At 68.9% G+C, this 19,567-nt stretch carries 21 protein-coding genes, 1 tRNA gene and 3 pseudogenes; 13 read left to right on the top strand and 12 right to left on the bottom strand.

Annotated features, from left to right (window positions below; all coding sequences use genetic code 11):
• The 4 genes and pseudogenes from VJT49_RS17485 to VJT49_RS17470 form a co-directional block, all read left to right on the top strand.
• A pseudogene (locus tag VJT49_RS17485) lies at window positions 1–273 on the top strand (hypothetical protein); the annotation flags it as partial.
• On the top strand, window positions 270–1,064 hold the full coding sequence (locus VJT49_RS17480; protein WP_324165895.1) for a recombinase family protein: 795 nt from the start codon (window positions 270–272) through the stop codon (window positions 1,062–1,064). The pseudogene VJT49_RS17485 and the gene VJT49_RS17480, both read left to right, overlap by 4 nt.
• Window positions 1,061–1,585, top strand: a complete 525-nt coding sequence (locus VJT49_RS17475) for a VUT family protein (protein ID WP_324165894.1) — start codon at window positions 1,061–1,063, stop codon at window positions 1,583–1,585. The genes VJT49_RS17480 and VJT49_RS17475 overlap by 4 nt, the downstream gene beginning before the upstream one ends.
• Window positions 1,582–2,370 (top strand): DUF7221 family queuine tRNA-ribosyltransferase-like protein, encoded by a 789-nt coding sequence (locus VJT49_RS17470; RefSeq protein ID WP_324165893.1) that lies wholly within the window; start codon window positions 1,582–1,584, stop codon window positions 2,368–2,370. The genes VJT49_RS17475 and VJT49_RS17470 overlap by 4 nt, the downstream gene beginning before the upstream one ends.
• A 29-nt stretch (window positions 2,371–2,399) precedes the next feature.
• Here the strand turns inward: VJT49_RS17470 and VJT49_RS17465 are convergent, their stop codons facing one another.
• Window positions 2,400–2,678, bottom strand: a complete 279-nt coding sequence (locus VJT49_RS17465; protein WP_324165892.1) for a helix-turn-helix transcriptional regulator — start codon at window positions 2,676–2,678, stop codon at window positions 2,400–2,402.
• Window positions 2,679–3,323: 645 nt separating this feature from the next.
• Between VJT49_RS17465 and VJT49_RS17460 the strand changes: the two genes are divergently transcribed.
• From VJT49_RS17460 to VJT49_RS17445, 4 genes and pseudogenes are all read left to right on the top strand, one after another.
• Complete coding sequence (locus VJT49_RS17460; protein WP_324165891.1) at window positions 3,324–3,635, top strand: hypothetical protein; 312 nt, start codon at window positions 3,324–3,326, stop codon at window positions 3,633–3,635.
• 79 nt (window positions 3,636–3,714) lie between these two features.
• On the top strand, window positions 3,715–4,224 hold the full coding sequence (locus VJT49_RS17455; protein WP_324165890.1) for a recombinase family protein: 510 nt from the start codon (window positions 3,715–3,717) through the stop codon (window positions 4,222–4,224).
• A gap of 81 nt (window positions 4,225–4,305) precedes the next feature.
• Window positions 4,306–4,605, top strand: a complete 300-nt coding sequence (locus VJT49_RS17450) for a recombinase family protein (RefSeq protein WP_324165889.1) — start codon at window positions 4,306–4,308, stop codon at window positions 4,603–4,605.
• 97 nt (window positions 4,606–4,702) lie between these two features.
• Window positions 4,703–5,200: pseudogene (locus VJT49_RS17445) on the top strand (recombinase family protein); the annotation flags it as partial.
• Here the strand turns inward: VJT49_RS17445 and VJT49_RS17440 are convergent.
• Window positions 5,201–5,404 carry a hypothetical protein gene (locus tag VJT49_RS17440; protein ID WP_324165888.1) on the bottom strand — a complete coding sequence of 68 codons (204 nt, stop codon included), beginning with the start codon at window positions 5,402–5,404 and terminating at the stop codon, window positions 5,201–5,203.
• Here VJT49_RS17440 and VJT49_RS17435 point away from each other — a divergent pair.
• Window positions 5,318–5,788 (top strand): annotated as a pseudogene (locus VJT49_RS17435) (recombinase family protein); the annotation flags it as partial. The gene VJT49_RS17440 and the pseudogene VJT49_RS17435 overlap by 87 nt on opposite strands.
• 658 nt (window positions 5,789–6,446) lie before the next feature.
• Here VJT49_RS17435 and VJT49_RS17430 read toward each other — a convergent pair.
• The 3 genes from VJT49_RS17430 to VJT49_RS17420 all read right to left on the bottom strand — a co-directional run bounded on the left by VJT49_RS17430 (window position 6,447) and on the right by VJT49_RS17420 (window position 7,899).
• A tRNA-Ala gene (locus VJT49_RS17430) sits at window positions 6,447–6,519 on the bottom strand.
• 97 nt (window positions 6,520–6,616) lie between these two features.
• Window positions 6,617–7,399, bottom strand: coding sequence for a DsbA family protein (locus VJT49_RS17425; protein WP_324165887.1), 783 nt, complete (start codon window positions 7,397–7,399; stop codon window positions 6,617–6,619).
• 5 nt (window positions 7,400–7,404) lie between these two features.
• Window positions 7,405–7,899: a MauE/DoxX family redox-associated membrane protein gene (locus VJT49_RS17420; protein WP_414636002.1), complete on the bottom strand. Its 495-nt coding sequence runs from the start codon at window positions 7,897–7,899 to the stop codon at window positions 7,405–7,407.
• An 89-nt stretch (window positions 7,900–7,988) separates the two neighbouring features.
• Between VJT49_RS17420 and VJT49_RS17415 the strand changes: the two genes are divergently transcribed.
• Together VJT49_RS17415 and hrpB are read left to right on the top strand one after the other, a co-directional pair.
• Window positions 7,989–8,810: a glutamate ABC transporter substrate-binding protein gene (locus VJT49_RS17415; RefSeq protein ID WP_324165885.1), complete on the top strand. Its 822-nt coding sequence runs from the start codon at window positions 7,989–7,991 to the stop codon at window positions 8,808–8,810.
• A complete protein-coding gene (gene hrpB, locus VJT49_RS17410) occupies window positions 8,807–11,188 on the top strand; it encodes an ATP-dependent helicase HrpB (protein ID WP_324165884.1) in 2,382 nt (793 codons plus the stop codon). Before VJT49_RS17415 ends, hrpB begins: the two co-directional genes overlap by 4 nt.
• A gap of 1 nt (window position 11,189) precedes the next feature.
• Here the strand turns inward: hrpB and VJT49_RS17405 are convergent, their stop codons facing one another.
• A complete protein-coding gene (locus VJT49_RS17405) occupies window positions 11,190–11,903 on the bottom strand; it encodes a dienelactone hydrolase family protein (protein ID WP_324165883.1) in 714 nt (237 codons plus the stop codon).
• Window positions 11,904–11,950: 47 nt separating this feature from the next.
• Here VJT49_RS17405 and VJT49_RS17400 point away from each other — a divergent pair, with 47 nt between their 5' ends.
• Window positions 11,951–12,157, top strand: a complete 207-nt coding sequence (locus VJT49_RS17400; RefSeq protein ID WP_324165882.1) for a hypothetical protein — start codon at window positions 11,951–11,953, stop codon at window positions 12,155–12,157.
• Window positions 12,154–12,762 (top strand): hypothetical protein, encoded by a 609-nt coding sequence (locus VJT49_RS17395; protein WP_324165881.1) that lies wholly within the window; start codon window positions 12,154–12,156, stop codon window positions 12,760–12,762. The genes VJT49_RS17400 and VJT49_RS17395 overlap by 4 nt, the downstream gene beginning before the upstream one ends.
• A 6-nt stretch (window positions 12,763–12,768) precedes the next feature.
• Here VJT49_RS17395 and VJT49_RS17390 read toward each other — a convergent pair whose 3' ends face one another.
• From VJT49_RS17390 to hutU, 6 genes are all read right to left on the bottom strand, one after another.
• Window positions 12,769–12,990 carry a hypothetical protein gene (locus VJT49_RS17390; RefSeq protein ID WP_324165880.1) on the bottom strand — a complete coding sequence of 74 codons (222 nt, stop codon included), beginning with the start codon at window positions 12,988–12,990 and terminating at the stop codon, window positions 12,769–12,771.
• 16 nt (window positions 12,991–13,006) lie between these two features.
• A complete protein-coding gene (locus tag VJT49_RS17385) occupies window positions 13,007–14,128 on the bottom strand; it encodes an inorganic phosphate transporter (protein ID WP_324165879.1) in 1,122 nt (373 codons plus the stop codon).
• A 68-nt stretch (window positions 14,129–14,196) separates the two neighbouring features.
• Complete coding sequence (hutI, locus tag VJT49_RS17380; RefSeq protein ID WP_324165878.1) at window positions 14,197–15,384, bottom strand: imidazolonepropionase; 1,188 nt, start codon at window positions 15,382–15,384, stop codon at window positions 14,197–14,199.
• Window positions 15,375–16,670: a formimidoylglutamate deiminase gene (locus VJT49_RS17375; protein ID WP_324165877.1), complete on the bottom strand. Its 1,296-nt coding sequence runs from the start codon at window positions 16,668–16,670 to the stop codon at window positions 15,375–15,377. The genes hutI and VJT49_RS17375 overlap by 10 nt, the downstream gene beginning before the upstream one ends.
• A complete protein-coding gene (locus VJT49_RS17370; RefSeq protein WP_324165876.1) occupies window positions 16,667–17,866 on the bottom strand; it encodes an allantoate amidohydrolase in 1,200 nt (399 codons plus the stop codon). The genes VJT49_RS17375 and VJT49_RS17370 overlap by 4 nt, the downstream gene beginning before the upstream one ends.
• Window positions 17,863–19,509: a urocanate hydratase gene (gene hutU, locus VJT49_RS17365; protein ID WP_324165875.1), complete on the bottom strand. Its 1,647-nt coding sequence runs from the start codon at window positions 19,507–19,509 to the stop codon at window positions 17,863–17,865. The genes VJT49_RS17370 and hutU overlap by 4 nt, the downstream gene beginning before the upstream one ends.
• Window positions 19,510–19,567: the final 58 nt, after the last annotated feature.

The following is a 19,567-nucleotide window of genomic DNA, read 5'->3' as shown; positions in this document are numbered from 1 at the left end:
GTCGACCGGTGCATCGCGCTGACCGCCGGACTGCGCGGCAACCGACTGGTCACCCGCGCCTCGCTCGCCGAACGCCGCGCCGCCGCCCGAGCACGCGCCACCGGTACGCCGACCGCTCTTACCGCGCACCACGAGGTGCTCGTCTTCCAACTCGCCCACGACGCCGAACTCGTCGCCTCCGCGGCAGCCGGCATCCCGTGGCAGACCGAGGACGACGTCATCCGGCCGACCGTCAACGGCGTCGAGTACCCCGGTTGGAGGCGAGCGGCATGACCACCCGCCTGTACTGCCGCGAGTGCGGCTGGCACCCCACGTTCCGCCGCAAGCGCGCCGCGTTCCGCGCCGCCGGACGTCACCACTGCGCTGGCACACCGGTGGCCGAAACCTGTCCACCGTGGTGGTCCCGACTGTGGACAAACCTGTGGACAGGTCGGTCTGTTGCCGCTGGCATCGACACCGAAGTCGAGGCCGACGACGGGACCGGCGAGGGCGAACTGGTCGATGCCCGCGGCAACCGCATCCAGTGGGCCGCGCTCGCCGCGCACCACGCCGAGACCACCCGCCGCGCCCGCCAGGCGATGGTCGAACTCGTCCGCGCGGGCTACCAGATCGGCCCGCCGCCATACGGCTACCGCGCCCTGCGCATCCGTGTCACCGACCCCAGCGGACACAGCAAACTGCGCGCGGTTCTCGTCCCGGATTGGCAGACCGCTGCGGTCGTCAAGCAGATCTTCATCTGGCGTGCCGACCACGGCCTGAAGTTCGCTGTCATCGCCGCACGGCTCAACCGCGACCCGCGCCAGTACCCGGCCCCGACGCCCGACGGGCGGTGGACCGCCAAGGCCGTCCGGCGAATCGTCACCAACGCCAAGTACACCGGACGCCAAGTCTGGGCTCGCACCGTCGCCGGCCGTCCCGCGCCGATGGAGCAGTGGGTCACCTCGGCACCGAAGGCGCACGAGCCGCTGGTCGACGAGCGCACCTTCCACCGTGCCCAGCCTGGCCCCGCCGTGCATCCGACCGGTGCGACGAACCCGGCCGACAGCCCGCCGAGCGCGGCATGACCACCCGCCGATGGACCCTCACCGCCGCCGCAGTCCTGTTCGCCGGTTACACGGCGACGATCGCCGGGGCGAACTGGGCCTCCACTCTCTGGCCGGCGGTCGCTGTCGCGGGCCTGCAGATTCCTGCCGGAGCGTTCTTTGCTGGGCTCGCGTTCACCGTCCGGGACCTCCTGCAGGAGGCTGTTGGCACCCGGACAACGCTGCTCGCGATCGCGGTCGGCGCGGCGTTGTCCTGGCTGGTCGCCGAGCCGCGCATCGCGCTGGCCAGCGCGGCGGCCTTCGCCGTCTCCGAACTGGTCGACCTCGCCGTCTACACGCCGCTGCGTCGCCGGAGTCGCATCGCCGCGGTGGGCTTGTCGAACGCGGTCGGGCTGCTCGTCGACAGCCTGCTGTTCCTGCCGCTGGCGTTCGGCTCGCTGACCTACCTCACCGGGCAACTCGTCGGGAAGACCGCAACCACCGTCATCGCGGTCGCCATCCTCGTGGGCAGCCGCGCTCGTCGGAGGGCGGTGCCGACGTGAAGTTCTTCCTGGGCGTCCATCAACCAATCTGGCTGACCCGCGTGCCGGACATCCCGCTGCTGGTATCGCATCGGCGGCTCGGCCACCGCCGCACCCTGCCCAGGGCCATCACCGAATGGGCACTTGACTCCGGCGGATTCACCGAACTACAGCTCCACGGTCGCTGGCAAACCAACGAGAAGGACTACGTCCGCGCGGTCCGGCGCTACGCCGACGAGATCGGCAACCTCTCCTGGGCTGCGCCGCAGGACTGGATGTGCGAGCAAAGCATCCTCAAGCGCACTGGCCTTACCGTTCGCGAGCATCAAAGACGCACCGTGCGCAACCTCATTCGTCTGCGCGAACTCGGGTCCGATCTTCCGTTCGTACCGGTGCTGCAGGGCTGGACGATTGCGGACTACCAGCGCTGCGCCGACCTCTACTACCGGGCCGGGATCGACCTCGAAGCCGAGCCGCTCGTAGGCGTGGGCACGGTGTGTCGCCGGCAGCAAAAAGCCGTTGTGGAAGAGATCATGCGAGCCTTCGCCTCACGCAACTTCTCGCTGCACTGCTTCGGCATCAAGCTCGGCGGCCTCAGCCAGTACGCGGAGGCGCTGTCCAGTTCGGACTCGATGTCCTGGAGTAGGCGGGGCCGTTATGTACCCGGCTGCGGCCCGAGTCACCGCACCGAGTCGAACTGCCTGCGCTTCGCGCTGAGCTGGTACCGGCAGATCCAGACCACCCTGGGTTCGGCGGGACTGTCCGCGGACGGACCGTCCTCAGAGCCGTTGGCGAGGGTCGCATGAAGACCATCGCCGCGTCCGCCGATGCGGGCTCACTGGTCGCGGCGAGCCTCGGCGTTGTCGGGCTCGACGAGCGAGACGTCGCGGGGTACGTCGACTCCGAACAGCTCGTTGGGCGTGCATCGCAGCGTCGTGCACAGCGCCTGCATGGTCGCCACCTTCACCTGGACCGGCGGCTTTTTCATCAGCACGTCAACCGACTGGAGAGACAGCTCGAATCCAGCGCGCTGGACGAGGAGTTCGCGCAGTTCGGTCGCAGTCCAGACATTGCGGGAGGCCATCACCTTCCGCAACCGCCACTCGATCTGCACCCGCTGCCGTCCCGCCCTTGTCGCTCCGCGGCGCTTCGCGCCGTCACCAACCGACGCTCAGTCTCCCCGATGGCGATGGACGCAGGCCGCCGCACGCACGGCGTGTTCACCAGACACTCACCACAGGTCAGGCAATACTTGAGGCAGTATGACTATACGCGAGCAACTCAGGTGTTACCTTAGTTAGATGACAGACCTGTGCTTGTTTCGACAGAGGGGAGGTGCCTCGGCACCCATCACGTTCATCGCCATGCCGACGCGCCGTTGTTCGCGGTCCGCGCCGGTAGCGATCTTCTGGACTCGCGTCGACCGGCCATCTCGCGCTGACGAGGTGACCGAGCACCAGGTCGGCAGGAGACACGACCCTGTCGAACAGCACGAGTCCAGCACGACCACGAGCGCCGGCCCCGCACACACGTACGCGGGGAGCAGAGGCCCGCTGGCCGTGACAGCTTCGGCGATCCCAGCTCATTCAACGCACGTCATGGTGCGTGCCCGCGTCACCGCGAAACCCGCCTCGCGCGGACCGGCGACCGCAGGTGTCGACGGCTGGGGGCGCCCGCTGTGTCGACGGTTCCTGTCGCCGACCAGCAGCCCCGTGCACGTCCGCGATCCGCGGACGTCACGGGCACGAAGGGGGCGCTCATGTGCGCGCAACCTCGCAACCCCGATCAGTCCAACGACAACCGCGCCGACGTCCCTGCTCCGGTCGACGGCCAGGAGCAGGAAGGCCCCACCAGCGCGTCAAGCAGACAGTCCCGACGGCGCAGTGGCGCGGGCAGGACTGGACGCAACTTGGTCGTGCGCGGCGTTCGCCGTGATCCGCCCGACATGCGCAAGCTCGCGCGGGTCATCGCCAGCCTCGCCGCAGACATGGTAACGGCCGATTCCCGCGAGCAACCGCCGCCCGCCGAGCCGGACGCGAGCCACCGCGACCACCTCCGCGACGCGGCATGACGCCGCACGTTCCCACGCGCTCAACGAATGCAACGGATCGACCTCGCTCGCCGTAGCCCGAACAGAAAGGTTCAACGAGATGCCACCTACCGATTGCGACCCCCACAGTCGTTCCTCGGTCGCGGACCCGCCGGCTCGACGCTTCGTGCGCGTCGCCCTGTACCAGCGATCGCCCACGTTCGGCGAAAGCGACTTCCTGCAGTCCTACGTCGCCTCCCAGCCTGATTGGCGCATCGCTCTTCGCAGCAGGGACGACGGATCAGGTGCCACGTTGAAGCGACCTGGGCTGCAACGAGTGCTGGCAGCGGCCCGATCCGGCAACATCGACGTGCTCGTCGTCAAGCACATATACAACCTGTCCCGCACAACTCGCCACCTCGCCGACTTGCTCGACGAGGTGACGTCGCTAGGTGTGCGGGTGGTCTCGGCCGCGGATCCCGGCCTCGATACCGGGTCCCCGTTCGGCCTCTTCCTCGTACGCGTGGTCAATGCCGTTGCCGAGATCGAGTACACGGGCGCGCTCGTAGACCGGCGCGATCGCCTTCGTCGCAAGCAGGAATCCGTCGACGAGTCACCCCTCGCGAGTTAGCCGCAACACGACCGGCAGGTCTGCCAGACCAACTGCGCCAACCCGCACCGTCCACACCGGACCAACTCAAAGCGAGGTGTCATGAACAACGCCTATGCCCACCCGGAAAGCGAACTACAGCAGGGCAGCCCTGTGGGTGCCATGCGGCGGCCGGAAGCTCCTGAGCCCGGCGACCGCGTGGTGATCTACCGGCGTGCGGCCTCGTCGGGACGGCGCGAGACCGAGTCCAGCGTCGCGGCCCAGCGCAAGGCATGCCTGAACATGGCAAAGGAACTGGGCTTGTCGCTCATCGACCCGTATGTCGACCCGGACATTCGACTCAAGGAAAAGCCTGAACGCCGAGTGCTCCGGCGCGTCTTCGCGTGGCTCCGCCGCCGTTGAGTAGCGGCAACTCGCCCACGAATTCACCGCTCGCCATCAGCGTGCGATCCAGCAGCCGGCACGGGTCCACCATCCGGGCCGCCCCGAAGGAGGTGCCATGACCAGCGCCTATTCCGACTTCATCGATGAACTGGAGCAGGACGTCACCGTCCCCATCCAGACACCGTTGGACGACTTCGCCCCCGGCACACGCACGGTTCTCTACCTGCGTGTGTCCTCGACCGGACAGGTCAACACCGACTACAACCCCGAAGGCATTTCCATTCCAGCCCAGCGGGAAGCCTGTATGCGCAAGGCGCGGGAACTGGGTCTCACGGTTATCGACGAGTACGTCGAACCCGGACGCTCGGGAACGGAGATGACTAAACGGGAGGCGTTCCAGCGCATGCTCGCGCGGGTCCGCAGCCAGGGCGATGTCGACGTGATCATCATCTACCAGCTCTCGCGCATGGCGCGTAACCGCTACGACGATGCGGTCGTCATGGCGGACCTGCGCAAGCGCGGCGTCACCCTGGTTTCGGCCACCGAGGCCATCGACGACACCCCGGTCGGTCAGCTGATGCATGGCATCCTGGCCACGTTCAACGAGTACCAGTCACGCCAGTCCGGTGCCGACATCGCCTACAAGATGGGGCAGAAAGCCCGCAGCGGCGGCACTCTCGGCCGCGCCAAGCTCGGCTACCTCAACCACATCGACCATTCCGACGGCCGCGTGATCCGCACGATTATCGTCGACCCGGACCGAGCGCCGTTTGTCCAACTGGGTTTCGAACTCTTCGCCACCGGCGACTACACGCAAGAAGAGTTGTCCGACGAACTCTACGATCGCGGTCTACGCACCAGGGCCACCCGGCGGCATCCGGCCAAAAAGGTCTCCGAGAACAAGATCTCGCAGATGCTGCACGACCGCTACTACCTCGGATACGTCGACTACGACGGCGAAGAAATCCAGGGGCGCCACGAAGCGCTCATCGACGAGGACCTCTTCGATACAGTCCAAGAGATCCTCGACTCGCGAATGACAGCCCAAGAACGCCGCCGTGTGCACCACCACTACCTCAAAGGATCGCTCTTCTGCGGGCGCTGTCGGCGCGAAGGAATCAAGCGGCGAATGATCATCCAGCAGACCACCAACTCGAAGGGCGCCGAGTACACGTACTTCTTCTGCCGAGGCCGGCAGAAGGGGGCGTGCCAAGCACCGTACGTCAACGTCGCGCTCATCGAGGATGCCGTCGAGCGGCATTACGCGGCGATTCGCTTCAGCCAGTCCTTCATCGCTGACATGCGAGACCAAGTCGATGCCGTGATCGGCGATCAGGAAAAGTCCGCGAGGCTGTTGCGCAAGCAGATCACCGCACAGCTCAAGGAACTCGACACCAAGGAGGAGAACTTGATCGACCTCGCAGCGGACAGCACCCTTCCGCGGACCAAGGTCAAGGAGAGGCTCCGCGACATCGCGATCGAGCGCCGCAAGCTGGAAGGGCGCCTCGAAACCGCGAACGCCGACCTCACCGACAGCGCCCAGCTCGTCAACGCCAGTCTCGCGCTGCTCGAACAGCCCGACAAGCTGTACCGACGCTGCAATGACCAGCAGCGGCGTCTGCTCAACCAAGCGATCTTCCAAGCCCTCTACATCGAGGACGAGGAGATCACTGACAGTGAACTTCAGGAACCCTTCGGGGTGCTCCACGCCATCCAGCGCGACCGGTTCACCGCAACCAGCCCGCTGCCCACAAACAAGAAGGCCACCCGCACTGCGGGTGGCCCTTGCTCGCCTTCAGGCGTCGGAGTCCTACTTCGTGGCCTTCATTCAGGCACTTGTTCTAGTAAGACCTCTAAGGTGGAGCTAAGGGGATTCGAACCCCTGACCCCCTCACTGCCAGTGAGGTGCGCTACCAGCTGCGCCATAGCCCCGTACGCGAATTGATCTCCGCGTCGCGTATGTGGATACAGTACAGGACGCCCGGACCGGCTTGGCACCGGGGTCCGGCAAGTGCCGGACCCCGGGAGGTCATGCCTGGTTGATCAGGTTGGCGAGCCAGTTGTCGTCCTGCGCCCAGTTGTTGATCGGTGTTCCGTTGTGGAAGATGGCCGGCGTGCCCTGGAAGGCCGGGTTCCGCAGGATCTGCTGGAGTGCCGCGTTGAGTTGCTCGTTGTAGATGCTCGAGTTGACACAGGTGGCGAACTGCGGAGACGTGATGCCCAGATCCTGGCCGAGTTTGATCAGTTGCGACTTGTCGTAGCCGCGTGCGCCCTCCTGCGGCTGGTTCTTGAACAGGCTGTCGTGGTACGAGGTGAACTTGGTTTCGTCGGCTGCGCACAGGGCGGCGTTGGCCGAGTCCAGTGAGTAGCCCGGGGGGTCGGAGCGGCTGTTGAGCAGGGGGATCATGTGGTAGGTGACCTGCACGGTGCCGGCCTGGATCTGCTGCTCGATCTGGTCGCCGAAGCCCTTCTGCAACTCACCGCAGTACGGGCACAGGAAGTCGGCGTAGATGTCCAGCTTGACCTTGGCGTCGGCCTTGCCCGACACGACCGTGACGCCCTGCCGCTCACCTGGGCTGTCCAGGGCGGCGCTGGCGGTCTGCGGGGTGATCGTCTGGCCCGCGGTGCTGTTCTTGGACGCGTTCGTCCAGAGCACCCCACCGATGATGACACCGGCCAGCAGCACGACCGCGACGACGATGGCGATGATTTTCTTGTCCGGTCCCGCCGGTCCACGTGCCTGCGCGACCGCCCGCGCGCCCGCCGTCTGCTGCTGGCGGCGCTTGCGCGCGGACCGTTCCGCTCCGCCCACCTGAATCAGGTCCTTTCCAGTTCTCGTTCCTCGACGGCCTGCTCGGCCCGCCCGGAACGCAGCCAACCGTCGAACGCGAATCTCGTGGCCGGCCGCACGGTCAGCCAGCACGCCAGCGCGAGGAAGCCCGCATCGCGGGCGATTTCCTGCGGGTACCGGGTCTGGCCCGCGGCGACCTGGCCGCCACCGCCGAAGCAGCCGCAATCGATGGTCAGTCCACGCGCCCATGACTGTGCGATGGCCACGATGAGCAGCAGCAAGACTACCGCCGAAACCACCGCGACGATTCTCGTGCCGAGCCCGACCAGCAGGAACAGGCCGAGCGCCAGCTCGAGGAGCGGCAGGGCGGTCGCCACCGGGTGAACCAGTCCCCCGGGCAGTACGTCATATGCCCTGACAGCCAGGTACGTCTGCCCGGGGTCGGAGACCTTGATCGATCCAGACGTCAGCCAGACCGCGGCCAAGCCCAGCCTGACCAGGGTCCCGACGACGTCGAGCACTGCTTGGGAACCGCGGATCACACACCTAGGCTAGCGGCCGGTCCTGAGATAAACGTGAGGTTCCGCCGCACGGTGGAGGGGAGGACGCCATGCCGCTCGTCCGGGTGACCCTGGCCGTCCTGCTGACCGCCGCCCTCGCCACCGCCTGTGCCAAGGCGGATCCCGACACCCTCGTCGGCCGCGCCGAAACCGGCAGGCTCGTGATCGGCATCCGCTTCGACCAGCCAGGGCTGGCCGAGCGCACGATCGACGGCCGGTTCGTCGGATTCGATGTCGACGTCGCGCAGCACGTCGCGACCCGGCTCGGTGTGAAGTCTTCGGGCATCGTGTGGCGCGAGACCACGCCCGGCACGCGAGAGAGCGATCTCACTTCAGGCACCGTCGACCTCGTCGTCGGCACGTACTCGATCACGGACAGACGAAAGGAACTCGTCGCGTTCGCCGGGCCGTACTTCGTCACGGGCCAGGACCTGCTGGTGCGCAAGTTCGACACCGCCATCACCGGGCCGACCGGTCTCGATGGCCGCAGGCTGTGCTCGGTTCAGGGCTCGACCTCGGCCCAGGAGGTGAAGTCCCGCTTCGCACAGGCCGTCCAACTGGTCGAGTACCCCCGCTACCCCGACTGCGTCACAGCCCTGCTCGCTGGACAGGTCGACGCCGTCACCACCGATGCCGTGATCCTGGCGGGTTACGTCCGGCAGGATCCCGAACTGCTGAAGCTCGTCGGCAATCCGTTCACCAGCGAGCGCTACGGGATCGGCTTGCGCAAAGGCGACCCGGCGGGCCGCGCCGCGGTGGCGGCCGCGATCCAGCGGATGATCGACACCGGGGCCTGGCTCAGCTCGCTACGGCGCAACATCGCCTCCTCCGGTTACACGTTGCCCGCACCCCCTACCGTGACGGAGCGATGAACCTTCCCGACCTGCCCGTCCGCGCGGTCCTCGGCGACCTCGGCACCGCCCTCGACACCCACGGCGCCGCCGTGCTGGTCGCGCCACCCGGCACCGGCAAGACCACGGTGGTGCCGCTCGCGCTCGCGCAACGCGCTCCCGGCCGGATCCTGGTCGCCGAGCCGAGAAGGCTGGCCGCGCGGGCGGCCGCGAGCAGGATGGCCGCCCTGCTCGGGCAACCGGTCGGTGAGACGGTGGGCTACTCGGTGCGGGGCGACCGGAAGGTGTCGGCACGCACCCGCATCGAGGTGGTCACCTCAGGCCTGCTGGTGCGGCGGCTGCAGGGCGACCCCGAACTGCCCGGCGTGGCGACGGTGCTGCTGGACGAGTGCCACGAGCGGCACCTGGACGCCGACCTGCTGCTGGCGCTGCTCCTGGACGTCCGCGCCGGCCTGCGCGACGACCTTGGGTTGCTCGCGACCTCCGCGACAGTGGCGGCGGAGCGGCTCGCGGAGTTGCTGGGGTCGGCGCCGGTGATCACCGCGCACGCCAGGACCTTCCCGGTCGACGTCGAGTACCGGCCACCCGCACGCGGGGAGCGGGTCGAGACGTGCGTGGCGCGGGGGATCCGCGCGGCTCTGTCCGAAGGAGACGGTGACGTGCTCGCCTTCCTGCCCGGCGCGGGCGAAATCGCCCGGGTTTCCGGACTGCTCCGGGAATTGTCCGAAGTGGACGTCCTGTCGCTGCACGGGAGGCTCGCGGCGGCGAGGCAGGATGCGGCGCTCAGGCCCGGCGCGCGCCGGCGGGTGGTGCTGGCGACCTCGGTCGCCGAATCGAGCCTGACAGTGCCGGGAGTACGTGCCGTGGTCGATTCGGGTCAGGCCAGGGTGCCTCGGATCGATCACCGGCGGGGGCTCGCGGGCCTGGCCACGGTGCGGGTTTCGGCCGCGGTGGCCGAGCAGCGTGCCGGCCGCGCCGGCCGCGAAGCGCCCGGCCGTGTCTACCGGTGCTGGGCACAGCACGAGCCACTGCCCGCCTATCCGGAACCCGAGATCCGGACCGCCGACCTTTCCCGGCTGGCACTCGAACTGGCCTGCTGGTCCACCCCGGACGGCGCGGGCCTGGGCTGGTGGGATCCGCCCGGCGCCGGTCCTCTCGCGGCGGGCCGCGCCCTGCTGCGCACCCTGGGCGCTACCGACGACGCAGGGAAGGTCACCGCCAGGGGACGGCGGATGGCGGACCTCGGCCTCCACCCCCGACTGGCCAGGGCGCTGCTCGACGGCGCCGCCGAAGTGGGCGCCAAACCCGCCGCCGAGGTCGTGGCACTGCTCGACGCGGGAGCGGCACTGACCGACGCCGGGGCTGAGTTGCGCGGGCTTCGCGAGGCCCATGACGAGCGGGGACGGCGCTGGCGGTCCGAGGTCCGCCGGCTCGCGGGGGTGATACCGGGCGGGCCGGACCCCGCGGGACTGCACCCCGAGCCGGCACTGGTGATCGCGCTGGCCCATCCGGAACGGCTCGCCCGCCGCAGGCAGCCGGGCTCGCCGATCTACCTGATGGCCGGCGGCACGGCGGCCGAACTGCCCGCCGGCAGCGGCCTCGGGGACGCGGAATGGCTGGCGGTCGCCGAGGCCACTCGCGATCCGGGCCGCGCGCACGGCGTGATCCGGCTCGCGGCGCGGGCGGACGAGGAACTGGCCACGCGTGCCGCACCCAACCTGATGTCCACTGTGGACGAGGTGATCTGGTCGGGCGAGGTCGTCGCGCGCAGGGTGCGCCGCCTGGGAGCGATCGTGCTCGCCGATCGGCCGCTTTCCGAACCGGACCCCGCGCTGGTGCGCCAGGCTCTGCTCGACGGCCTGCAGCAGGAAGGCCTCAGCCTGCTGCCGTGGCGCCCGGAGACGGCCCGGCTGCGGCAACGGCTGGCCTTCCTGCACAAGACGGCCGGGCCTCCGTGGCCGGACATGTCCGCGGAAGCCCTGCTCAGCGATGTCGACGACTGGCTGGCCGAACTTTCCACCGCGCGCCGCCGAGCCGACCTGGCCCGCGTCGACACCGCCGCCGCGTTACGCCGCCTTCTGCCATGGCCCGAAGCCACTCGTCTGGACGAACTGGCCCCTGACCGAATCCAGGTGCCGTCCGGTTCACGCGTCCGGGTCGACTACAGCGGCGGCGAACCGGTCCTGGCCGTCAAGCTGCAGGACGTGTTCGGCTGGGTCGAAACACCGAAAGTGGCCGGCGTGCCCTTGGTACTTCACCTGCTCTCCCCCGCCGGCCGGCCCGTGGCCGTCACCAGCGACCTGGAATCCTTCTGGCGCAACGGTTACGCCTCGGTGCGAGCCGAACTCCGCGGGCGTTATCCCAAGCACGCCTGGCCGGAGCGCCCGCCGGGTTCGTGACTCATGCGCCGGTGGTGACCTTGACGAACTCGAGGACCTGCGGCCAGGAGATCGCGAACGCTTCCGCGTTGACCGGGTTGGCGTGCCGGTGCTTGGCGCTGAACCCGTGTTCGGCGTCCGGGTAGACGTGCACGATGCTGGGTCCGCTCGCGCGGGACTGCAACGCGGTCTGGAGCCGGTTGAAGCTCTCCACCGGTACCAGGTCGTCGGCCCCCGGGTACAGCATCATGACCGGCGCCTGGATCTTCGCGGTCTCCTCGACCGCGTCGATGACGTGGTTCGGCATGGGGGTGCCGGGCACCGTCGGGTGAAAGGCGACGACATTGGCCAGGCGGTGGTCCTGCCCACCGAGGATCAGCGCGAACCGGCCACCGAGACACCAGCCGATGGCGCCCGCCTTGGTGCAGCCGAGCTCGCCGAACAGGTAATCCAGCAACTGTTGCTGCTGGCTGATCGCCGCCTTGTCGTCCAGCTCGCCCATCCACCGGGACAACGTCTCCGGCGGGGTGTCGTCGCTGCTTCCACGGCCCTGCCAGGGGTCCCAGGAAAGGACCGTGACGCCGGTAGCCGCGATGGCGTCGGCAAACTCGCGGACCTGCGCGCCGATGCCGGTGATCATCGGGATCAGGAGCATGCCCGCCGTCGAGCCGCCATCGGGGTGGGCGAGGTAGGCCGGCTGTCCCTCAACAGTGATGTCTCGCGTCTCAATCGTCATGTACCGAACGCTAGTCAGGTGAGATCATCGATTCCAAGGAGGCTTGGATGGCTGAACGGACGCTCGCCGAGCAGTTGGGGAGCCTGCCCGAGGGAATCGAGGCGCTGGCCGAGGAACACAAGCGGAATCTCGCGGACGCCGTGCGGGACGCCAGGCGGCGGCAGGCCGCGGCACTGGCCGGGGCCGGTGACGAGGCCCTGCGCTTCGTTCCGGCGCTGCTGCGGCCCGCGATTCGCAAGGCCGTCCGGCTGTGACTCCCCACGACGCGGAAATCCTCAAACTGGCGAGCGCGCTGAAGGTGCCACCACAGCGGTTCGGATACCTGCGGCAGGTTCCGCTGGAGGACCTCCGGCGGTTCCGCGAACAGGTCACCGGCGTGCTGTTCGACGCGCATCTCGGGGTGCTGCAGCGGATGGCCGCGGCCAGCAAGCTGTTGCCGAGCCCGCTACTGGCCCGGATGGCCCAACTGGTGTTCGGGCCGCTCCTGTCCGCCCGGATCGCCGGACTGGTGGACCCAGCGCGAGGGGTGGACATCGCGCGGCGCCTGCCGCCCGCCTTTCTCGCCGACGTCGCCGCCGAGCTGGATCCGCGCCGCGCTTCCGGGATCACCGCCGGGTTGCCGGAACGGGTGGTGAGCGCCGTCGCGGAGGAGCTGGTGCGGCGCGAAGACTGGGTCACCGTGGCGCGCTTCGTCGACCACCTGCCCGGATCGACGATCGTCGCGAGCCTCGAGTTCATCCCCGACGCGGCCCTCAGCCACATCGCCGCCCTGCTCGACGATCCGGCACGGATCGCTTACCTGGTCTCGCTCCTCCCCGACGACCACCTCGGCGCCATCCCCGGCGATCTCGCCGGGTAACCGTGTTCAGCCGACGATCAAGTAGACGCCGTAGCCGATGACAGCGGTGCAGACCGCGAAGCAAAGCACGGCCGTGGTGAGCCCCGCAGTGCCCTGTACCCCGGCCTCCCGAGCGGCGACGCGGGCCGACAAGCCCCGCACGCCGACAGCGAACAGGCCACACAGAGCCACGACGACGACCAGCGAAACCACGAACACGGTGCCCAGCGCACCCCAGTCGATGTGCACGAAGACTCCCTCCGGCTCAGGCGATCGCCGCGGCGGGCGCCGCGGACTCGGTCACGTCGTCGGGAGTCACCGGGCTGCGCCGGGACCACAGGTAGATGCCGAGCGCCACGACCACCAACAGCACACCCACCAAGGTCGTGCCGGCCGTGCCCCAACTGGAAACCTTCGAGGCCACCGCGCCGACCAGGGCGGTGGCCGGCAGCGTGAGCAGCCAAGCGACCGCCATCCGGCCCGCCACTCCCCACCGCACCTCGGCCAGCTTCCGGCCGATGCCGGATCCGATGATCCCGCCGGAAGTGACCCGGGTGGTGGAAAGAGCGAACCCGAGATGCGAGGACGCGAGGATGGTGACCGCCGAGGAGGTCTCCGCGGCGAAACCCTGCGGGGTGCGGATGTCGGTGATCTTCTTGCCCGCCGTCTGGATGATCCGCCAACCGCCGGAGTAGGTGCCCGCCGCGATCGCCAGACCGGAAGCCAGGATCACCCACAGCGGTGGCGAGGACCCGGGCGCCAGCGAACCGGAGGTGATCAGGGTCAGCGTGATGACCCCCATGGTCTTCTGCGCGTCGTTCGTGCCGTGCGCGAGCGAGACCAAGGACGCCGAGAGGACCTGCCCTGTCTTGAACGACTTGGACACGACGTCCTGCCGGAGCGCCGCGGTGATCTTGTAGACCATGACTGTGCCGATCATCGCGACAAACCCGGCCAGCAGCGGTGAGGCCACCGCCGGAATCAGCACCTTCTGCACAACCTGCGTGAAGTTCACGGCACTGGCCCCAGCGGCGATCCAGGTCGCCCCGATCAGTCCGCCGAACAGCGCGTGCGAGGAGCTCGACGGCAGGCCGAACAACCAGGTGAGCAGGTTCCAGACGATCGCCCCGGCGAGGCCGGCGAAGATCACCACCGGGGTGATCTTGGCTTCGTTCACAAGCCCGCCGGAGATCGTCTTCGCGACCTGGATGGACAGGAAGGCGCCGACCAGATTGAGCACCGCGGAGATCGAGACGGCGACTCTGGGCTTCAGGGCACCGGTGGCGATCGAGGTTGCCATGGCGTTGGCCGTGTCATGGAAACCGTTGGTGAAGTCGAAGGCCAGCGAGGCCAGAATGACCACGATGACGATCAGCGAGAAGTCCACTACTCGACGGTAGGCTTCTCAGTTGAACAAGCGGTAAACAGGGATTTTCTTACCTGCCAATGATACCGTCATATTCTTGCCATCCGCAACGACGAGTACTCAGTGGACACTCGCTGCCCACGGCGCCAGACGGCCCAAGTCAGCGGGACCCCGGGGCGGTAGGCAAGATGCGTGACCGAGGGGGCGTCGAGGACCTGGAGGTCGGCCCGCGCACCGGGACGGATCACTCCGACGTCATCCCGCCGCAACGCGCGTGCGCCACCCGCGGTCGCCGCCCACACCGCCTCTTCGACAGACAATCTCATCTGCAGGACAGCGGTGGCGACGCAGAAGCTCATCGACGTCGTGTAGGAACTGCCCGGGTTCGCATTCGAGGCCAAGGCGATCGTCGCCCCGGCATCGAGTAGCCGCCGGGCCGGGGCGAGTGGCTGCCGGGTCGACAGGTCACAGGCGGGCAGGAGCGTGGCCACGGTGTCCGAACCAGAAAGCGCTTCCACGTCGGCGTCGCTGAGATAGGTGCAGTGGTCCACACTCGCCGCCCCAGCCCGCACCGCGAGCTGGACACCGGGACCGTGGCCGAGCTGGTTGCCGTGCACCCGCACGCCCAGCCCGCGCCCGATCGCCGCCCGCAGCACCCGCTCCGACTGTGCCTCGTCGAACGCACCCCGCTCGCAGAACACGTCCACCCAGCGCACCAGTTCCGCGACGGCGTCAAGCATCTCGCCACAGACAACGTCCACATAGGACTCCGGGTCGGCTCCGGGCGGAACCAGATGCGCGCCGAGGAAGGTCACTTCGTCCGCGAGCTCGGCCGCGATACGGGCGGACCGCACCTCGTCCCGCACGGACAGGCCGTAGCCGGTCTTCGTCTCCAGGCAGGTCGTGCCCTGCCGCACGGCCTCGTCCAGGTGATACCGCAGGTTCGCCGCCAACTGGACGTCGCCGGCCGCCCTCGTGGCCGCCACGGTGGCCGCGATTCCGCCTGCGGTGTAAGGTTTTCCGGCCATGCGGGCTTCGAACTCGGCGGTGCGATCACCGGCGAAGACGAGGTGGGTGTGACTGTCCACCCAGCCGGGCAGCGCGGCCCTGCCCGCGACGTCGACGCGCTCGTCCGCGTCGGGCGCGACCGCCGCGGCACCCACCCATGCGACGCCCGGGCCCTCGAACACGACCCCCGCGTCGCGGAGCCTGCCCAGCTCAGGAGCGTTCGTGGTCAGCTCGCCGATGCCGGTGATCAACCTGGACCTCACGGCCATAGCGCTCCGATCTCCTTGGCCAGTACCTGTGCCGGCTCGGCGATCAGCCGGTGTGCCCGGTCGCGGACGATCCACCGCCCGCCGACCAGCACGTCGGTGACGTCGGCCGCGGTGGCGCCGAACAGCACGCCATCCGGTTCGATTCCGGCCGTGCGCACCGAGCCCAGGTCCACCACGACCAGATCCGCGGCCGCCCCGGGTGCCAGCACGCCCACCTCGGACCAGCCAAGCGCGTCGTGCGCGGTGGCGGCCGACAGCAACTCGCGCATGGTGAACCGGCCGCGCTCCTCGGCCGCCAGCCGGTCGTCGAGTTCCAGCGCGGCGGCCTCGGCGAAAGGGTCGATCACGGCGTGGCTGTCGCTGCCGAGGCACAGGCCGACCCCGGCGTCGGCCAGCCCGCGCGCCGGTCCGATGCCGTCCCCGAGGTCCCGTTCGGTGGTCGGGCAGAAACAGGCACGGGTACCGGTCGTCGCGAGCAGCCCGATGTCGTCGGTGGTGAGGTGCGTGGCGTGCACCGCGACCGTGCGCTCACCCAGCACTCCCGTCTCGGCGAGCAGGGCCGCCGGGGTGCGGTCGTGGTGACGCAGGCATTCAACGTTCTCGGCACACTGCTCGGAGAGGTGGACGTGCAGTGGTCCCGTCCACTTCGCGAGCACCGGAAGCTGGTCGGCCGGTACCGCGCGAACGGAATGCACGGCGGCACCGACTCGCACGTGTTCTCCCCGCGGGGCAAACGACTCCACCCGCCGTGCCCACGCCTCGGCGTCCACATCACCGAACCGCGCCTGCTGTTCACCCAACGCCCGGCCGAAGCCACCGGCCAGGTAGCAGGTGTCGAGCAGGGTCAGCCGGATGCCGGCCTCCGCCGCGGCCGCGACCAGCGCGTGCCCCATCGCGTTCGGGTCGGCGTAGGGCTTCCCGCCGGGCGCGTGATGCAGGTAGTGGAACTCTCCGACGCTGGTGTACCCGGCGAGTACCATCTCAGCGAACACACCACGTGCCAGCCGGTGGTACGAATCCGGGTCGAGCCGGTCCGCCACCGCGTACACCCGCTCCCGCCAGGTCCAGAACGTGCCCCGCTCGCCTTGTGTCCGGCCACGCAACACGCGGTGGAACGCGTGCGAGTGCGCGTTCGCGAAACCGGGCAGAGCCAGTCCGGTTAGGACGGTTCCCGCACGAGGCGAGTCCGGCGTGACCGATCTGATCGCGCCGCCCGCGACCTCGAGGCGAACGGCACACGCCACGCCATCCGGCAGCCACGCCCGCTCGCACCAGTAGGTCATCATGTCGACAAGTCCCTGAGCACCTCGGCCAGCGCCTCGGCACCCCGCTCCACGTCGGCGTCCTCCGCGAATTCCTCTGGCGCGTGGCTGATCCCCGTCGGATTCCGCACGTAGAGCATCCCCGACGGAACGTGCGCGGCAAGGATTCCGGCGTCGTGCCCGGCGCCCGTCGGTAACTCGGGCACCCCGCCCAGCACACCATTCAGTTGTCCCCGAAGACCGGCGTCGAATGCGACCGCTCCGGTGTAAGCCTCCTCGGTAACCGTTACCTCACAGCCCTCCTCTCCCGCCGCGGACCTCACCGCCGCGGCGATCTCCTCGACCACCGGCCGGGTACGGTTGTGCCCGGCCACCCTCGCGTCCAGCCATACGTCCACACTGGACGCAATCACATTCGTCCCGCCGGGACGCGGCACCAGTCGGCCGACCGTCGCCCTGGCCCCATCCACCCGCGCCGCCGTCCGCCGGGCGGCCGCGATCAGCGATGCCGCCGGCAGCATCGGATCGCGACGGTCCGACATCGGCGTCGCACCGGCATGATTTCCCTGACCGATGAAGGAAAAACGCCACCGGCCGTGTTCCGTCACCGTGCTGCCGACCGCGATCGGCGACCCGAGATCGATCAGCCCCCTGCCCTGCTCGACATGGAGCTCGACAAACGTCCCCACCTTTGACAGCGCGATATCATCACGCCCGAACTGGTCCGGATTCAGCCCTGCACGGGCCGCCGCTTCGGCAGGACTCACACCCTCGGGATCGCGCAGCGCACGCGCCCTGTCCGCGGCGAGCGATCCTGTGAGTAGCCGTGAACCCAGGCACGGAACCCCGAACCTGCCACCTTCCTCTTCCATGAACACTACCACGGCGATCGGCCTGCCGGGACGAAATTCGCTGTCCCGCAGGGATTTGACCGCATCAAGCGCGCATGTCACGCCGAGCGGCCCGTCGAACGCACCGCCGCCCGGCACCGAATCGAGATGACTGTCGGTAACGACCGAACCCGGCCCCGGTCGTCCCCACCACGCCCACAGATTGCCGTTCCGGTCGGTCTCGACCTCCAGTCCGGACCGCACCGCCCGCTCGACGAACCAGGCCCGCAACTCCGCCTCCCGGCCGTCGAACGCGTGCCGCGAATATCCGCCCCGGGGCCGGTCCCGGCCGATGTCGGCGATCTCCCCCAGCAACGACACCGCGCTCACGCACCCTCCCGCATCGGAAGGCGCACCCCGCGCTCCTCGGCGACTTCGACCGCGCGTTCGTATCCGGCGTCCGCATGCCGGATCACGCCCATCCCGGGATCGTTGGTCAGCACCCGCTCGATCTTCTGCCCGGCCAACGGCGTCCCATCGGCCACGCACACCTGCCCGGCGTGGATCGAGCGCCCCATACCGACCCCGCCACCGTGGTGAATGGACACCCAACTGGCCCCGGAAGCGGTGTTGACCAGCGCGTTCAGCAAGGGCCAGTCCGCGATCGCGTCCGAGCCGTCGGTCATCGCCTCGGTCTCGCGGTAGGGCGAGGCGACGCTGCCCGAGTCGAGGTGGTCGCGCCCGATCACCACCGGGGCCGACAACTGGCCGGAAACCACCATCTCGTTGAACCGCAGGCCCGCCAGTTGCCGCTCCCCATAACCCAGCCAGCAGATGCGCGCCGGAAGCCCTTGGTAGACAACGCGTTCCCCGGCGAGCCGGAGCCACCGCGCCAACGATTCGTTGCCAGGGAAGAGATCCACGATCGCCCGGTCGGTCGCCGCGATGTCGGCGGGATCTCCGGACAGCGCGGCCCACCGGAACGGCCCTTTGCCCTCGCAGAACAACGGCCGGATGTAGGCGGGAACGAACCCGGGAAAATCGAAGGCGCGGTCGCAGCCGCCGAGCTTGGCCTCGCCACGCAGCGAGTTTCCGTAGTCGAAGACCTCCGCGCCCGCGTCGAGGAAGCCGAGCATCGCGCCGACGTGCCCGGCCATCGAATAGTGGGCTCGCTGGGTGAACTCCTCGGGCTTGGCGGCCGCATAGTCGCGCCACTCCTCGACCGCGACGCCGATCGGCAAATACGCCAGCGGATCGTGTGCCGAGGTCTGGTCGGTGACGACGTCCACCTCGACACCCCGGCGCAGCAACTCCGGCAGTACCTCGGCCGCGTTCCCGATCAAGCCGACGGAAAGGGCCCGGCCTTCGTTCCTGGCCTGGCACACCCGACGGACCGCGTCGTCCAAATCGGACGCCAGCTCGTCGAGGTAACGAGTGTCCAGCCGACGGCGAGCCCGCTCCGGATCGCACTCCACGACCAGCGCCACACCGCCGTTCATCGTCACCGCGAGCGGCTGCGCACCACCCATCCCGCCAAGGCCCGCGGTCACGGTCAGCGTGCCCTTCAGCGAACCGCCGAAGCGTTTCGCCGCCACCGCGGCGAAGGTCTCGTAGGTGCCCTGCAGGATGCCCTGGGTACCGATGTAGATCCACGAGCCTGCGGTCATCTGGCCGTACATGGTCAGCCCGAGCCGCTCCAGCCTGCGGAACTCGGGCCAGTTCGCCCAGTCCCCCACCAGGTTGGAGTTCGCCAGCAGGACGCGCGGTGCCCACTCGTGCGTGCGGAACACGCCGACCGGCCTGCCCGACTGGACCAGCAACGTCTCATCATTGTCCAAAGTAGTCAGACAGCGGGTGATCGTCGCGAAACTCGCCCAGTCGCGGGCGGCCTTGCCGGTACCGCCGTAGACCACCAGGTCCTCCGGACGTTCGGCGACCTCAGGGTCGAGGTTGTTGTGCAGCATCCGCAACGCGGCCTCGGTCTGCCAGCTCTTCGCGGTGAGCGCGGTACCCCGGGCGGCTCGGACGATCATGACGCCTCCCGTGTCCTGCGGGACACCCCCGCCCGGTCGGCCCACCTGATCAGGGCTC

It is taken from the genome of Amycolatopsis sp., assembly GCF_035276945.1.
Taxonomy (GTDB): domain Bacteria; phylum Actinomycetota; class Actinomycetes; order Mycobacteriales; family Pseudonocardiaceae; genus Amycolatopsis_E.
The sequence above is the reverse complement of the archived record's forward strand: the minus strand, read 5'-3'. Positions and strand labels throughout refer to the sequence as shown.

Bases quoted from the DNA above. Each gene is read 5' to 3' on its own strand.
- VJT49_RS17480 (WP_324165895.1), top strand. From the start codon at position 270: ATGACCACCCGCCTGTACTGCCGCGAGTGCGGCTGGCACCCCACGTTC.
- VJT49_RS17475 (WP_324165894.1), top strand. From the start codon at position 1,061: ATGACCACCCGCCGATGGACCCTCACCGCCGCCGCAGTCCTGTTCGCC.
- VJT49_RS17460 (WP_324165891.1), top strand. From the start codon at position 3,324: ATGTGCGCGCAACCTCGCAACCCCGATCAGTCCAACGACAACCGCGCC.
- VJT49_RS17375 (WP_324165877.1), bottom strand. From the start codon at position 16,670: ATGATGACCTACTGGTGCGAGCGGGCGTGGCTGCCGGATGGCGTGGCG.
- VJT49_RS17400 (WP_324165882.1), top strand. From the start codon at position 11,951: ATGGCTGAACGGACGCTCGCCGAGCAGTTGGGGAGCCTGCCCGAGGGA.
- hutI (WP_324165878.1), bottom strand. From the start codon at position 15,384: ATGGCCGTGAGGTCCAGGTTGATCACCGGCATCGGCGAGCTGACCACG.
- VJT49_RS17455 (WP_324165890.1), top strand. From the start codon at position 3,715: ATGCCACCTACCGATTGCGACCCCCACAGTCGTTCCTCGGTCGCGGAC.
- VJT49_RS17415 (WP_324165885.1), top strand. From the start codon at position 7,989: ATGCCGCTCGTCCGGGTGACCCTGGCCGTCCTGCTGACCGCCGCCCTC.
- hutU (WP_324165875.1), bottom strand. From the start codon at position 19,509: ATGATCGTCCGAGCCGCCCGGGGTACCGCGCTCACCGCGAAGAGCTGG.
- VJT49_RS17405 (WP_324165883.1), bottom strand. From the start codon at position 11,903: ATGACGATTGAGACGCGAGACATCACTGTTGAGGGACAGCCGGCCTAC.
- hrpB (WP_324165884.1), top strand. From the start codon at position 8,807: ATGAACCTTCCCGACCTGCCCGTCCGCGCGGTCCTCGGCGACCTCGGC.
- VJT49_RS17450 (WP_324165889.1), top strand. From the start codon at position 4,306: ATGAACAACGCCTATGCCCACCCGGAAAGCGAACTACAGCAGGGCAGC.